The sequence below is a fragment of the Pseudogracilibacillus sp. ICA-222130 genome (assembly GCF_037892545.1).
GTDB lineage: Bacteria > Bacillota > Bacilli > Bacillales > Amphibacillaceae > Pseudogracilibacillus.
Genome location: NZ_JBBKBG010000001.1, coordinates 1 through 15,485, shown reverse-complemented (window position 1 = coordinate 15,485; position 15,485 = coordinate 1). Strand labels below are relative to the sequence as shown.

Annotated in this window: 14 protein-coding genes and 1 other annotated feature; of the genes, 6 read left to right on the top strand and 8 right to left on the bottom strand. The window is 34.6% G+C overall.

Annotated features, from left to right (window positions below; translation table 11 throughout):
• Positions 1 to 93: 93 nt before the first annotated feature.
• The gene (locus WKT09_RS00070) at positions 94 to 1,269 is read right to left on the bottom strand and encodes a KamA family radical SAM protein (RefSeq protein ID WP_340414081.1); all 1,176 of its coding nucleotides are present in this window, start codon (positions 1,267 to 1,269) and stop codon (positions 94 to 96) included.
• A gap of 238 nt (positions 1,270 to 1,507) precedes the next feature.
• Positions 1,508 to 1,710 (top strand) — a binding site (T-box leader).
• A gap of 50 nt (positions 1,711 to 1,760) precedes the next feature.
• Here WKT09_RS00070 and proB point away from each other — a divergent pair.
• Positions 1,761 to 2,861 (top strand): glutamate 5-kinase, encoded by a 1,101-nt coding sequence (gene proB / locus WKT09_RS00065; protein WP_340414080.1) that lies wholly within the window; start codon positions 1,761 to 1,763, stop codon positions 2,859 to 2,861.
• 12 nt (positions 2,862 to 2,873) lie between these two features.
• A complete protein-coding gene (locus tag WKT09_RS00060) occupies positions 2,874 to 4,121 on the top strand; it encodes a glutamate-5-semialdehyde dehydrogenase (RefSeq protein ID WP_340414079.1) in 1,248 nt (415 codons plus the stop codon).
• Between the two features lie 94 nt (positions 4,122 to 4,215).
• On the opposite strand, the gene WKT09_RS00055 is transcribed toward WKT09_RS00060, so the two are convergent.
• The 3 genes from WKT09_RS00055 to WKT09_RS00045 form a co-directional block, all read right to left on the bottom strand.
• Positions 4,216 to 4,551 carry a zinc ribbon domain-containing protein YjdM gene (locus WKT09_RS00055; protein WP_340414078.1) on the bottom strand — a complete coding sequence of 112 codons (336 nt, stop codon included), beginning with the start codon at positions 4,549 to 4,551 and terminating at the stop codon, positions 4,216 to 4,218.
• Positions 4,552 to 4,790: 239 nt separating this feature from the next.
• The gene (locus WKT09_RS00050; RefSeq protein WP_340414077.1) at positions 4,791 to 5,861 is read right to left on the bottom strand and encodes a hypothetical protein; all 1,071 of its coding nucleotides are present in this window, start codon (positions 5,859 to 5,861) and stop codon (positions 4,791 to 4,793) included.
• Between the two features lie 445 nt (positions 5,862 to 6,306).
• Entirely contained in the window at positions 6,307 to 6,816 is a 510-nt protein-coding gene (locus tag WKT09_RS00045; RefSeq protein WP_340414076.1) for a hypothetical protein, read from the bottom strand.
• Between the two features lie 163 nt (positions 6,817 to 6,979).
• Between WKT09_RS00045 and WKT09_RS00040 the strand changes: the two genes are divergently transcribed.
• Positions 6,980 to 7,975, top strand: coding sequence for an LLM class flavin-dependent oxidoreductase (locus tag WKT09_RS00040; RefSeq protein ID WP_340414075.1), 996 nt, complete (start codon positions 6,980 to 6,982; stop codon positions 7,973 to 7,975).
• Between the two features lie 193 nt (positions 7,976 to 8,168).
• Here WKT09_RS00040 and ilvD read toward each other — a convergent pair whose 3' ends face one another.
• Both ilvD and WKT09_RS00030 read right to left on the bottom strand, forming a co-directional pair.
• The gene (gene ilvD / locus WKT09_RS00035) at positions 8,169 to 9,839 is read right to left on the bottom strand and encodes a dihydroxy-acid dehydratase (protein ID WP_340414074.1); all 1,671 of its coding nucleotides are present in this window, start codon (positions 9,837 to 9,839) and stop codon (positions 8,169 to 8,171) included.
• Positions 9,840 to 9,948: 109 nt separating this feature from the next.
• Positions 9,949 to 10,629, bottom strand: a complete 681-nt coding sequence (locus tag WKT09_RS00030; protein WP_340414073.1) for a FadR/GntR family transcriptional regulator — start codon at positions 10,627 to 10,629, stop codon at positions 9,949 to 9,951.
• A gap of 259 nt (positions 10,630 to 10,888) precedes the next feature.
• Here WKT09_RS00030 and WKT09_RS00025 point away from each other — a divergent pair, with 259 nt between their 5' ends.
• The gene (locus tag WKT09_RS00025; protein WP_340414072.1) at positions 10,889 to 11,737 is read left to right on the top strand and encodes a GIY-YIG nuclease family protein; all 849 of its coding nucleotides are present in this window, start codon (positions 10,889 to 10,891) and stop codon (positions 11,735 to 11,737) included.
• Between the two features lie 114 nt (positions 11,738 to 11,851).
• On the opposite strand, the gene WKT09_RS00020 is transcribed toward WKT09_RS00025, so the two are convergent.
• Complete coding sequence (locus tag WKT09_RS00020) at positions 11,852 to 12,637, bottom strand: hypothetical protein (RefSeq protein WP_340414071.1); 786 nt, start codon at positions 12,635 to 12,637, stop codon at positions 11,852 to 11,854.
• A gap of 635 nt (positions 12,638 to 13,272) precedes the next feature.
• On the opposite strand from WKT09_RS00020, the gene WKT09_RS00015 reads away from it, so the two are divergent.
• Positions 13,273 to 13,617 (top strand): hypothetical protein, encoded by a 345-nt coding sequence (locus tag WKT09_RS00015; RefSeq protein ID WP_340414070.1) that lies wholly within the window; start codon positions 13,273 to 13,275, stop codon positions 13,615 to 13,617.
• Positions 13,618 to 13,948: 331 nt separating this feature from the next.
• Positions 13,949 to 15,049 carry a nitric oxide synthase oxygenase gene (locus WKT09_RS00010; RefSeq protein ID WP_340414069.1) on the top strand — a complete coding sequence of 367 codons (1,101 nt, stop codon included), beginning with the start codon at positions 13,949 to 13,951 and terminating at the stop codon, positions 15,047 to 15,049.
• 199 nt (positions 15,050 to 15,248) lie between these two features.
• On the opposite strand, the gene WKT09_RS00005 is transcribed toward WKT09_RS00010, so the two are convergent.
• Positions 15,249 to 15,485: YesK family protein (locus WKT09_RS00005; RefSeq protein ID WP_340414068.1), on the bottom strand; the 237-nt coding region annotated here is incomplete at its 5' end.

Below are 15,485 nucleotides of genomic sequence, written 5' to 3'. Positions count from 1 at the left end.
GCTATACTTTCCATCATTATAAGCGATTACATTGTTTTATCATACTAAAAAACCTTTAAAGAAAGTCAACTGCAATCTTTAAAGGTTTTTCAGTTATGCTCGACGTCGTCTTCTTCTTTCTGGCATATCACTCATTTCATTTACAGATACAACTTCTTCCACTTTTTTCTCTGGTGGATTCCAATATTGTTCGTTTCCAGGTAAATCGTCAAACCATGCGGCATCTTTTGGACAATCTAATACCATGAATTTACCGTAATTCCCATCACGAGCTTGGTGGAATTTTAAATACGCTTTTCCATCTTCAATTGCCAAAATTTCTACCTTCCCAGCTGTATGACTCATCGATAAACGAACACGTTTTCCTAGTCCAGAAGTTGTTGCCTTCGCCTCTTCGACAATATTGTATGCTTCTTCTAAACTTAACACAAAGTCTTCGTTCCCACGTACTGGGCGGTTAATAAAGAAGTAATACGGTGTCACACCAGCCCATGAAAGCTTGTCCAATAATTCCCCTAACACTTCTGGGTCATCATTAATTCCTTTTAATACAGGTGTTTGGTTTACGACGATTGCACCAGCTTCGTGTAACGCTTGAAATGCTTTATATGCTTCTTCCGTAATTTCTCTAGGGTGATTAATATGTGCCATAATATAAATTCGCTTATCTTTTTGTGAGTGTTTTTTAATGACATCTAACAATTCTTGATCTTCATAAATTCGCATCGGGTTAAAAACAGGTAATTTTGAACCGATTCGAATAATTTTCACGTGGTCAATCGCTCGTAATCGTTCAAAAATCATATCGAGGCGCCTAGCGGCTAAGATTAGTGGGTCTCCTCCAGTTAAGAGGACATTATTAATTTCAGGGTGTTGTTCAATATATTGTAGCCCAGGTTCTACATCAATCATCGCTTCTTTTACATCATTTCGGAATAAACGTTTTCGGAAACAGTATCGGCAATATGCTCCACATACTTCCGAACAAATTAACAGTGCCGTCGTTGTATATTTATGCTGACAACCTGGTACAACATAATTCGTATCTTCATCAGATGCATCCCAACGCCCATAATCTTCTAATTCATTTTCATTTGGGATAACTAACTTTTTAATTGGATCATGTGGATCATCCCAATCAATTAAGTTCAAGTAATAATCATTGACACGGAAAACAAATTTCTCCGTAATCTGTTTCAATCTTTCCCTTTCCTCCTCAGGGATTTGTGTAATCTGATCAATGTCTGTGATGTATTTAGGTAATGTCATCTAGAATCTCCTCCATTTATGTAATTTTGGTAGATCTCACATATGCAATACTCATTCTTACGTCAGACAATTCTTGATAGCGCATACATGCCATATATTAACGTTACCATATAAAAATGGTTCTTTCAAATGACCTTGTCAAAATTTAAATAAATTATACAAAAGTTGTGAAATTTTTCTGAAAATAAACGTTTTAAGTTGACATTTGCACCGTTTATTCTTATATTATAGGTGTAATAATTGAACGATCATAAAGGACTAGTATGTAATAACTTCTATGTACAGAGAGTGAAACATTTGTTGAAAGTTTCACCTTAGAATCTACAGAACCTACCTTTTAGTCTAACAAAAGTTGGCGTTTCTTCACGTTACGAAGTTAAGTGGGACTTGATGTCCAATATAGGTGGTACCGCGGAGGAATATAACTCTTTCGTCCTTATAAGAAGGATGAAAGAGTTTTTTTATTGTGTAAAGAATAGGAGCAACAATGAATGAAAAAACAAACAATCGTCGTAAAAATTGGGAGTAGTTCTTTAACGAATGAGCATGGAGAAATCGATGAACAAAAACTAACCACTTATGTAAATGCTATTGCAGCTTTAAAGAAGGCAAATCATACGGTCGTTTTAGTTTCATCTGGAGCAGTTGCTGCTGGTTTTAAACAGTTAGGGTACGCTTCTCGCCCGGTTACGATTAAAGGACGCCAAGCAGCCGCGGCAGTCGGTCAAGGCTTATTAATTCAATCATACAATGAAAAGTTTCAAGCACACGGGCTTGTCTGTGCACAAGTTTTATTAACGAGAGCTGATTTTACGGAAAAAGAACGTTACCAAAACGCCTTTTCTACGATGAATGAATTAATGCATCGAGGCGTCGTACCTATCATTAACGAAAATGATACCGTCGTGATTGATGAATTAACCTTTGGCGATAATGATATGTTATCTGCACTCGTTAGTGGATTTATTCATGCCGACCAACTAATTATTTTAACAGATATTAATGGGCTATATACGGATAATCCAAAACGAAATCCGCTTGCGAAGAAATACAACTTTCTAACTGAAATCGATGAAACCATTTTATCTAGTGCGACAGCAGAAGGATCCCATGTCGGTACTGGTGGCATGAAATCAAAAATGGAAGCCGCCAAAACCGCCCTCTCTCTCGGTGTCTCCATCTTCATCGGGAAAGCAGAAGATGAAACTAGTTTAGTAGACATTTTAGAAGGTCAAGGGGATGGAACATATATTTCAAACAAATCATTTGGCCCAATCAACACGAGCAAACAATGGATTGCACTCCATTCAGAATCGACAGGGAAAATTTATATTGATAAAGGGGCTGAAGATGCCATTTTGCATAAAGGGAAAAGTTTACTCCCCGCTGGTATCATCAAAGTAAAAGGAAACTTCTCACGTGGAGATGTTGTTGAAGTACATGGTGTAAAAGGATTTATTGGTAAAGGGGAAGTAGGATATACATCTGACGAGCTAGTGGAAGAAATAAAACAACGTAAATTAATGAAAATTTCTTCTCCTTCAGTTGAGGTGATTCACCGAAACCGTTGGATTGAAATGAAACATTTATAGGAGGAATGAAAAATGAATGAAGTTTTTCAAAAAGGAAAGCAAGCAAAACGTGCAAGCTATGCACTTGCTGTAGCGACGACAGAAGAAAAAAATGATGCACTGTTACAAATTTCCCAACAGATCATTTCGGATCAAGAAATAATTTTAAAAGCAAATAAATTAGATGTAGCTGCAGGAGAAAAAGATGGTTTAGATAAAAGTGTCTTAGACCGTATTATGTTAAATGAAGAAAGAATTCATGCGATGGCAGAAGGAGTAAGACAAATTGTTACGTTAAAAGACCCAATCAATGAAGTATTGGAAGATTCTGTCTTACAAAATGGATTACAAGTTACTAAAGTTCGCGTCCCAATCGGAGTATTTGGCATGATTTATGAAGCTCGTCCAAACGTGACAATTGATGCAGCAACACTTGCTTTAAAAACAGGGAATGCAGTTATTTTACGCGGAAGTTCATCTGCCATCCATTCTAATAAGGCATTAGTTTCCTCCATTCACCGAGCTTTGGAAAAAACGACGATTACCGTTGATGCCGTTCAATTAATCGAAGATACTTCTCGAGAAACGGCAAAACATTTATTCCAATTAAATGAATATTTAGATTTACTAATCCCACGTGGTGGTCAAAAGTTAATAGATACGGTCATTCGTGAATCGACCGTTCCAGTCATTGAAACAGGAGCAGGAAACTGTCACGCATTTGTTGATGCAACTGCAAAAGTCTCGATGGCTACGGATATCGTTATGAATGCTAAATTACAACGCCCTTCAGTTTGTAATGCCATTGAATCATTATTAATAGAGAAAAATTGGTTTGCAGAAAACGGAAAAGCACTATTACAAACATTGCACGAAGCTGGAGTAGAAATTATCGGAGAAGAAAAAGTAGTAGAAGTTTTTCCAGAAGCAATATTAGCAACAGAGGAAGATTGGGGAACGGAATATTTAGATTTAAAAATCAGTGTGAAATTGGTTGACGATGTAACAGAAGCAATAGAACATATTAACACATATGGAACACATCATTCAGAAACAATCATTACAGAAGATGCCACACATAAAGAGATGTTTTTAAACGGTGTGGACTCTTCTTCTGTATACCATAATGCTTCCACCCGTTTTACGGATGGGTTTGAATTTGGATATGGTGCTGAAATTGGTATAAGTACACAGAAATTACATGCGCGTGGACCGATGGGCTTACAAGCATTAACATCGACAAAATTCGTCATTAAAGGGGACGGACAAATAAGAGAATAACGAAACACACCCTTTGAGTTAAACTAAATTTAGCTCAAAGGGTGTGTTTGGATGTTCGAATATTTTTTCTATAAAGTGATCCTATATTTTCGTTTTAAATTTTCTTTAAAAACGCTGATTTCAGTTGCATGTTTCCATGACCTGGAACTTTACAATCGATATCATGGTCTCCTTCGATAATTTTAATATCTTTAATATTCGTTCCTTGTTTGACGACAATAGAAGATCCTTTCACCTTTAAATCCTTTATTACTGTTACGTTATCTCCGTTGTTTAATTCTGTCCCATGTGCATCACGAGTTATGTTCTTTCGCTCTTCTTCTACAGGAATATCTGACCATTCATGTGCACACTCAGGACAAACATAAAAATGTCCATCCTCATATGTATAGGACGAATTACATTCTGGACAATTCGGTAATTGTGTCATCTATTTCCCCTCCCTACCACCAAGTATTTACATCCACATCATTATAACATGAACAAAATAAGAAGCGAATGTTTCAAATAAACTACCCTTATTCACGCCTATAAGGTGGAAACATCTATCATTCTAACGAGTCTCTCACTTATTTTTATGCAGAAAAAATGGTGCCAGTGGATTTCCACCAACACCATGTATGGTAATATGCTTTTTTCTTGATGAGCGTTTTAGCTCAGGCCGTGCGTTTAGTTCGGATCAATGGTAATCGTTGTGCTTTCAGAAATGGCCATATTATATGGGAAGTAAGAAATGATTGCTTCCTCTTCTTTCCCTTTTTCAACGCCAGCATAGATTGTTGCTTCTAGCTTTTCGCCTGGTTCCATATTTTCATCATAAGCCCAAAATGCTTCTCCCTCTTTTGGAACGATAAGATCGGCACTAAGACCTTGATCTAATACAATGTTTTCTATATCGCCTGTACGAACATACGGCACAGCAAAATTAAAACTGATCGCTTCGTCCGTCGTGTTTTCAAATGTAACGTCCATGGCCAGATAAGTTAACTCTTCTCCTGCTATTCCTTTACTTTCCATTTCTTCCACGGACTCTTCCGTGTAAACATCATGGAATGTCACTCCAAGACCACCATCATCACCATGGTCTACTGGAAATACTTCTTCCTCTAAACTATATGTACCGACAGGTGTTTTATGTTCACTTTGAGGTACGGCATATACGAATGGACCTTCATCGGCTTCATATCCGTTAAATAATAACACAGAGGAATATTCTAATGCTGGATCAGTTAAAACAACAGAACCAACAAAATGTATCTCTTCTCCTGGCTCAATCACTTCATTAAAAGGATCGTCTCCGGCTTCTAATGTTTCATGTTCTGGATATGTCACATCAATCTCTGCATTCATCTCTGAAAATTTTGGAATAAAATCTCCATAACCGATATCTGCTTCTCCTTTATTTACAACCGTCATATCAATTAAAGCAATACTATCCACATCGTCAAAATCTCCATATATATCTTCAATATATTCTTTATGGTCTTCCTTTTTTTCGATCGATATGTCGTTTACCGTTACGTCCATTGGTTCGTTTGAGTAATAACCGATTAATTCAAATGTTTCCCCAATTTCCGCATAATTTTTATCTTCTTCTGCTGCACTATTCTCACTTGATTGATTGCTATTATTATTTTCATTTGCTTCGTTATTGCTATTTGCTTCTTTATTTTCTCCACATGCTGCAAGAAAAAGCATACTAACGACAGCAAAAATTATATATGTACGTTTTAGCATCATAAAATCTTCCTCTACTTCTTTAATTTGTCCAAATGAACGTTTCTTCCCTCCTTTAAAATATTAGACAAAAAAGTTATACCACAAATATTTTAAAATAAAACATAAAATAACAAAAACAATTATTATTACCTATATATTTTTTTCATTCCAAAATAAAAACAGACAAATTTTCATGCGCATATTTTCTTATAAGATTCATTTACTGAAATTACTTTTTCGTTTTACTAAGTTTTGTTCAAGGCTCTCTCCTTATTTTGCGTCATGAAGTGTAGGGTTTTGTGATTTTTCCAAAACGTCTTCGATAGAAGCATCTATTTCTATCTCGACATAAATTTCCTTTTTCGACATGTTACCACAATCCTTTATTCATTGTTAACCGTTCCATTCCGGTAATAAGTTGGATGTACCTATATATGTATTGTTGTTCCTGTCTACTCGCAATTGGTTAAAACGGAATACGTTTAAACAATAAACCTCTCAAAGAAGGGTTCACTTTATCCATGACAATAATAAAATAAATGAATAGATATAAAAATGGTTCTGCATGTGGGTGTAATTCGATTGTAAACGTTGCCGATAACCGGAGTAATTTTGTATCTATTCGTCCTAGCTCTTGATCGTCTTGCCATAATGTATAAGATAATTTTGAGTCATTATGTGTCGTATGAATGCCATGCGGTTCAATGGAAAAATAATGTTTCGCCCACCCTTTATTCGTTTGAATACGTGCTATTTCTTTTCCTTCCTTTTCAATCGTAAATACGATATTTTTTCGATCTTGTTTACGAAACATTGTCGCTTCTAGACTTTCATCTTCTGTTTTCCATAAGTCATACCCGTATTTGCTGAATGGATTTGCAATTCTCGTATAAAACAGAAGATCTTTTTCTGTGTTGTACACATAATACCTATCTTTAAAATCAATAAATTTCTTTTTAACATCGTATTTTTTCATATAAATACTCCTCATTTTCAACAAAAAAAACTATATTTATGATGAACTACCCTTTCATATTTCAATCTAAACGAATAAATGATAAGCAGTTACATTGTATATAAAGAAAACTAATATTATCATATTAGTGAGCTTGTAATTTTAAAGAATAGGATGATGATACATGACAAAACACGTACCATTAAGTGTGCTTGATTTAGTAGGCATTTCGAAAGGACAAACGGTAAAAGAAGCAATAGATACTTCTATGGAACATGCTCAACTAATAGATGAATTAGGATTTAAACGATTATGGTATGCAGAACACCATAACGCCATATCTCTTGCCGCAGTCGCCACTCCTTTATTAATTGGGCGTGCAGCATCTTTGACAAAAAACATTCGTGTCGGATCTGGTGGAATCATGTTACCAAATCATGCTCATTTTCGTGTTGCAGAGGAGTTTGGAACGTTAGCACAAATGTATCCGAATCGGATTGATTTAGGATTAGGGCGTGCTCCTGGAACAGACGGAATGACTGCACAATTAATTACGCGAACGAGTGGGGATGCACAAGAATTTGCAAATAATATATACGATATGATCGGTTGGTTCAGTGAAGATGGAGTTTCTTCCCGTATTCCAAATGTAACGACAGGAGTTGCAACGAATACGAATGTGCCAATTTGGGTATTAGGTTCCAGCATGAATGGTGCCCATATTGCTGGTCAGCTAGGGTTACCATATTCAATAGCCACTCATTTTATGCCGGACGATTATGAAGAAAAATTAGCATTCTATCGCTCGTCATTTGATCCTAGTGGACCAACTGCAGCACTTGATGCGCCATATTCTATGGCAGCGATCAATGTCGTCGTTGCTCCAACAGATGAAGAAGCAGAACGAATTTTTACTTCAACCGAAAAAATGTTTATCAATTTATATGCTGGTGAACGAAATTATATCGAACCTCCTGTTGAGCCATCTGAACTTCCTAACCGTCACTTAGCGGAAGGCGCATTAAAAGTAAAAGCAGTTGGTTCTCCAGAAACTGTTCGAAAACAATTAGAAGCCTTTGTAGAAAAAAGTAAAGTGGACGAATTGATGATTGTTACTTATGCGTATCACCCTGAAGATCGTAAACGCTCTATGGAATTATTAGCAGACCTTTGGTTTTAAACTACAGCATAATTTTCTTTTGGTTGTAAAAAATAAAAAGACATGATTCAGTTCCGTTCGAATTATGACGTAAATGCATCTTTCAAACTTTAATAAATAGATGAAGAAGAATCCAAACAAAAAACGAAGTTGGAACATTGGTAAGTATACAAGCTACACGACTATGTTCTAACTTCGTTTTCTTTTAATCTACTTAAATACTCATTATTCCACCTTTTGATGCGTTTGTAACAAGTGCAGAATAGCGAGCTAACCAACCTTTTTTAATTTTTGGTTCAAATGGTGGTAAGTTTCTCTTTCTTTCTGCCAATACTTCGTCACTTACTTTTAAGTTCATCGTACGTGATGGTAAATCAATTTCGATTATATCACCGTTTTCTACTAATGCGATTGGACCGCCTTCCGCAGCTTCTGGTGAAATATGTCCAACAGAAATCCCACGAGATGCTCCACTAAAACGACCGTCAGTAATAAGTGCTACATCTTTCCCTAAGCCTCGTCCCATAATTGCAGACGTTGGAGCTAACATTTCTGGCATTCCTGGTCCACCTTTTGGTCCTTCGTATCGAATGACAACGACATGTCCTTTTTGAACCGTTCCATCATCAATACGTGCTTGTGCTTCCTCTTGAGAGTCAAATACGATAGCTTCTCCCTTAAACGTTTTAATAGAAGGGTCTACTGCTCCAACTTTAATAACTGAACCCTCCGGACAAATATTACCGTAAAGAACAGATAATCCACCTACTGGACTGTACGGATTATCTTTCGTACGAATAACTTCTTCATCTTTAATATGGTAATCTTGCACTAATTCTCGCATCGTTTTTCCTGAAACAGTTGGACGATCTGGGTTCATTGCTCCAGGTATTTTTATTAACTCATTAATAATCGCTTCTACTCCACCAGCTTTATTAATATCATCCATTGAAATATCTGATGCTGGCATAATTTTCGCCAAATAAGGAACCCTTTCTGCAACTTTATTAATGTCTTCCATGTCATAATTAATTTCCGCTTCATTTGCAATAGCTAATGTGTGTAATACCGTGTTTGTGGAACCACCCATTGCCATATCCAATGCGAATGCATCATCAATGGCATCTTTTGTAATAATATCACGAGGTTTCACATCTTCCTTAATCATGCGAACTAGTTGTCTAGCAGCCTCGTATACTAACTCTTTACGCTTCTCACTTGTAGCTACAATCGTACCATTTCCTGGTAAAGCGACGCCTAGCATTTCCATTAAACAGTTCATGGAGTTTGCAGTAAACATTCCCGAACAAGAACCACAAGTTGGACATGCATTCATTTCAATATCTAACAGTTCTTCTGAAGACATTTGACCTGATTTATGTGCTCCAACCCCTTCAAATACAGAAGTTAAAGAAATTTGTTTTCCTGAAGCACTTACACCGGCCTCCATCGGGCCCCCTGATACAAATACAGATGGGACGTTCGTTCTTGCAGCAGCCATTAACATTCCCGGCGTAATTTTATCACAGTTCGGAATGTAAAACACACCATCAAACCAATGTGCATTGATAACTGTTTCTGCTGCATCCGCAATTAATTCACGACTTGGTAATGAATAACGCATTCCGATATGCCCCATTGCAATTCCATCATCTACCCCAATTGTGTTAAATTCAAATGGAATTCCACCAGCTTCATAAATAGCATCTTTCACTACTTCTGCAAATTCTCGTAAATGCACATGCCCAGGGATAATATCAATATATGAGTTACATACTCCAATAAATGGTTTCTCTAAATCTCTCGGTTTCACTTTCCCCGTTGCATATAGCAAACTTCTATGTGGGGCACGGTCAATTCCAATTTTAATTTCATTACTTCTCATCTGTAGTGCACCTCAATTTTCTAAAAATTTAGTATGTTCTTCTTATTGTAAAACGTACGTTGTCTACTGTCAATTATGTTGTTGGACAAAGAATCATTTTCTGTCATTTTCACGTCATGCCTAAGTCTTTCATCGCATGTAAAATGTGAATTTTCATCGCATTTCTTGCACCTTCTGCATTCCTTACTTCCATAAATTCCATTATTAATCGATGATCATGAATGGTATCTGTAACGACATTTGTCTTTTTCTCAGACAAAATAACTCCTCTATTAATCGCTTGGAAAATTACTGGCATTAGTCGATCGATAAATTCATTATGGGTCGCCTGGGCAATCGTGCGGTGAAATAATTGTTCCACCTCTGTACGATCTTCGCCTTTATTTATTTTCTCCTCGATTAATTTTCCATATTGCAAAATTTGTGCAATTTCTTGATCTGTCGCTCGTAATGTCGCATAATATGCCGCTTCCGGTTCAAAAATAAGACGAATTTCATATAAATCTTTTATATTCATCGTCAAATTAGACAAATCATGAAAAGAAGCGGTTAATTGATCGACATGGAGTTGTTCTTTCACAAATGTCCCTCGACCACGTTTTATTTCTAATATGCCATTTGTTACAAGAATACGGATTGCTTCTCTTAAAGTTGTCCGACTAATTTTCAATTCTTCTGAAAATTCTACTTCATTTGGAAGTTGATCACCAGGTAAAAACCTTTGATCAACGGTAATCATCGACAAAATTTCTGTCGCAATTTTATCGGATAATCGTTTTTCCCCTATCATCTAGTTTCATCCTTATTTTTTCTCTATAGCATAATAGAAAAAAATAAGGATGTAAAGCGTGATATTTTTTAAACAAGTTACATGGAGTTAACTTTATTTCAGATAATTAAAAGATTTAATTTTTCATATGGCTATATAAACATTAAAATATCCAATACTTATATACAAACAGATAAAGTTTTAATCTTGCTATATTCCAAATAAATTTTTATTATGATAAGCTATAATCGTGAATAATACGTCAAAGGAGAAAATTATCATGAAACATAGACCTTTTACTATACAAACCTATTTTCCTACCGGCGATCCAAGAGGATATCGTATTTGCCAAATTCCAACGCGAACCATACAAGCAATTTATATTCCACGAATTGATTTAGATGAAGTACTCCAAGAAAGGGCCGAACTATCTTACAACGGTATATACTTTTTGTTCCATCACCAAGATATCGATGGAACAGATAAAAACAAAGTATATATTGGAGAAAGTGAAAACATTGCAAAAAGGTTAAGATCTCATCGAAAGAGAAAAGAAGATTGGAATATCGCAATTGTATTTACGACGATAAGTGAGGAAAGCCAGTTAACAAAAGCCGATATAAAATATTTAGAGAATTTATCCTTTCAAAAAGCGACCGAGGCTGAAAGATACGAAATAAATCAAAATATACCGACAAAGTCCTTTATACATGAATCAAGAATTGCAGATTTAATGGATATGTATTATTCCATTTCCCATATTTTAGATTTCTTAGGTTACCCAATCTTTAGAGCAAAAATCGATGAATTAGAACTACGTAAAGATAACTCCATCTACTATATTAATACCCGTAACGCCAATGCAAGAGCATTTTTTTCGGAAGATGGAATGACGGTACTTTCAGGTTCAAAAATAGCAGATACTCCTACTCCTTCATTCTCAAAAGAAAAATTATTAACACAACTTAAAAATTCAAACATCATTGATGATAAAGGAATTTTTAAAAAAGATTATACCTTTTCTAGTCCTTCCACCGCTGCTACGATTGTACGTCTAGCATCTACAAACGGATGGACGAACTGGAAAACAAAAGAAGGTAAAACCTTAGATGAATGTCAAGCTAGATAAAGAATTTTAATACATATTTACTTTTTATAACATTTATTCTGACATAAAAAACACCTCTATCCGTTAAACGTACATCTAAACGTACATCTAACGTATAGAGGTGCCATGATGTTTTTAATTAGACACTGCTAAGTCATCCGTATCTGAATGTTTCGCAGTCCAATTACCATACCATTTTGTAATATAATTATTCGGTTTTCTTCCAAGTATTTTCGTTAAATTTGCATATTGCATTCGTACATTATCATGCTCCCCAATCGCATCATACAACTGCATTAGTACTAAATAGTTGTTTTGGAAAGTCGGATAATGCTTTTGAATCGTCAACGCTAATAAAAGCGCATCAAAATAATTATGTTCTACTTTTAGATGTTCAATCATCGTATTGATCATTGTAATATATAAAATTTTTAATTGTTCATTTTTATTTGCTTTCCAGCTAAAGTTTTCTTCTTTTAAATAATCTCCCGTATAATACTTCATTAATTTATCATAGTAACGATAATTTTCATCTGTTAATGATTCGAAGTTATCAAAAACCGACTCAAAAATATGTAAATCGACAGCGACATCATGTAAAATCATTTCATAACGACCAACCGTATTCGTTATATCAATATTAAAATCAATCGACTTTAACATGGATTTAATTTGATAAATTGTCGTGTATAAATTTTGCATCGCCTTTGTTTCATCATATTCCGGCCATAACATCGTCGTTAACTCTTCTTTAGATGCACTTTTATGTTGCAATAAATAACAAAATAACTCCTTTGCTTTAATCGTACGCCAGTTTACATCCTTAATGACATCTCCATCTTCCATAAATTGCAATGTTTTAAATGTACGAATCATTTTACCTTCCTGAAATCTTTTTACTCCTGTATATAAATCAATCATATTTTTCACCCCAGTTGTTGAATCGTATAGTTTTTAACTGTGTTATATGGACCTATACGAAATCTTTACATTATATTATTACCGTTTTTCAAAATTATAAACAAGTATTTTTTTCCAACTGTGAAAAAGTGCAAGGATAAACCTTATTTTATCCTTTATTCTTAAAGCAATAACGACTTTTTTAAAGTCATCAAAATTTTGAAAAAACGAACATTTCCTGTCCTATCATCATTTCCGACATATTAGCGTTTTTTATATGTCATATTATTTTATCCAAGCCTCAACCTGAAATAATCTATGTATACTTCCCTTTTATCCTATTCATGATTAGCCATTTTATGTACATACTTGTTTTAAATTCATACTTCTAATAAATACTTTATCGTTTCACACTTTTCCTTCATCATAGATCGCAATCGTACATCATTCTATCTCCTATTTTCCCTTTTAAAATTAAAGTTAACTTATATCTTACTAACACGAAATGAAAACAAACTGTGAGATTTATGAGAATACGATTAGAAAACGACAATATAGTATACATAATATAATTATTGTAAACAGAGTACGATGAAGCGTGATTTTTTGGACGCCCTATTGTATAATAGGAACAAACGTTCTATAGGTGGGATAATATGACTGACTTAGAAATGGCAAAACTTTATTTATTTCTCGACCTAGCCATTAAAAATTTATTATTAGATTTAAAATACATTTATGAAGGGCCCTTTCGTATCAAGGATCCTTACATCCTATTCAATGAACAACTATTAACTAGTGCGAGAACTGAAATGAGGAAATTAAAACGAGAAATGTACAAACGAAATATCCAAGTCGTTCTTCTACGCCAAGAAGGAAAATTTACAACATACAAATTTATTACCAAACAAGAAATTAAAGAAATTACTTATATGAATGCCGTCATGAAAAAACATGTCAAATATGTTATAGAAAGAATTGCTACTGGCCAAGCATTTTAAATCAACCTTTTCGTATGTAAAGTCTTTCTAACAAAAAACAGGATAGTTTTCAATGATGATGGAAACTATCCTGTATGGTTGGCATTAAAAATGGATTTTTACATGTTCTTTTTCATCATGATCATCTAACGTAAAAATGGATACATCAACCTCTAAATAGTTAGCCGAAACCAAAATAAATGGTATTTTTCTCGTCGTCTCACTCCATTTTTTATTTTATACACTTACAAATAAAAAGGTAATAATACCATGAAAGTTCGTTAATTATACATACTCGTAAGTCTAACATTTATATATTTATGTTACTATTTTATAAGAGGAGAGGATGAACATGAACAAGACAATAGTTGATAATAATTTACTAAAGGAAGCTACCTTATTTATCCAAAATTGTTATGAAGAACTTGGCTTATCTGCTGAAAAACAAAATGAAAGAATTAAACAAATAGAAAAAGAAATTTTTGCTACAGATACGTATACACATGAACCATTTGAACTAATCCATGGAGCTAAAATGGCTTGGAGAAACAGTAATAGATGTATTGGAAGACTGCTTTGGAATACATTACATATTTTCGATGCAAGAAATATTAACACGGCGGAAGAAGCATATGAAAAACTACTTAACCATATAACTTTTGCCACAAATGATGGGAAGATTCAATCTACCATTACGATTTTCCCCGCTAGAAAAGATGGAAAAGATCCACTTCGAATTTGGAACCATCAATTGATTCGATATGCTGGCTATGAAATCGATGGAAAAATTATTGGTGATGCTTCATCGATTGCTTTTACACGAGCTTGTGAAAAATTAGGATGGCAAGGCGATAAAACAGATTATGATATATTGCCTTTAGTCATTCAAGAAGACGGAAAGGAACCGAAAGTTTTCGATATTCCAAAACATTTAGTCAAGGAAGTACCAATTACACATCCTGAGTATGATTTTACACCATTAAACGCAAAATGGTATGCTGTTCCCATTATTTCTGATATGCGTCTCGAAATCGGTGGAATTGATTATCCTATGGCACCTTTTAATGGTTGGTATATGGGTACGGAAATCGGTGCAAGAAACCTTGCTGATGAGGATCGTTATAATTTATTACCAAAAATTGCCGAAATCATGCAACTTGATACGACGATCAGTCGATCACTTTGGCTAGATAAAGCGTTAGTGGAATTAAATATCGCTGTATTGCATTCGTATCATGCTGCTGGTGTTACGCTTGTTGATCACCATACAGCTGCAAAACAGTTCCAACAATTTGAAAAGAATGAATTAAAGAACGGTCGGGCTATCACTGGTAATTGGGCATGGCTCATTCCTCCACTTTCACCAGCAGCAACCAATATATATCATCGACCATACAATAACGATATTGTGTCACCAAATTACTTTTATCAAAGAGATATTAAGTTTGATTAAAAAATGAAACAAAGAAAGAAAAAATTATAGAAGAAGATTGTGAAAATGACTAGATATTTAATTTAGGAAAACTACACCAAATAGATGAGGACATTTTTCACTAAGAACAAAACAGCAAATGAATTAGTCCTTTAGCATGGTGCATGGCGGAATGGAGATAGTTTTCTACACGGTGGAAACAATCATGATGGAGCAGTAATCAAAGGCTGTCTTTCTTAACAATATCTATTATAACAATTACTATTAAAGATATTATCGATGAGACAAATAAGGATAAACTAATATACCCTAAACCCATACCTACCCATGCACCGACTGTTAAACTAATCAAAAACAAAATAATACTAATTAAGAAAATAACTATCGGTAACATGACTCTTATTTCTGTTTTTTTAGTAAGAAATGAAAGTAGAATGATGGACATAATAAAAAATAA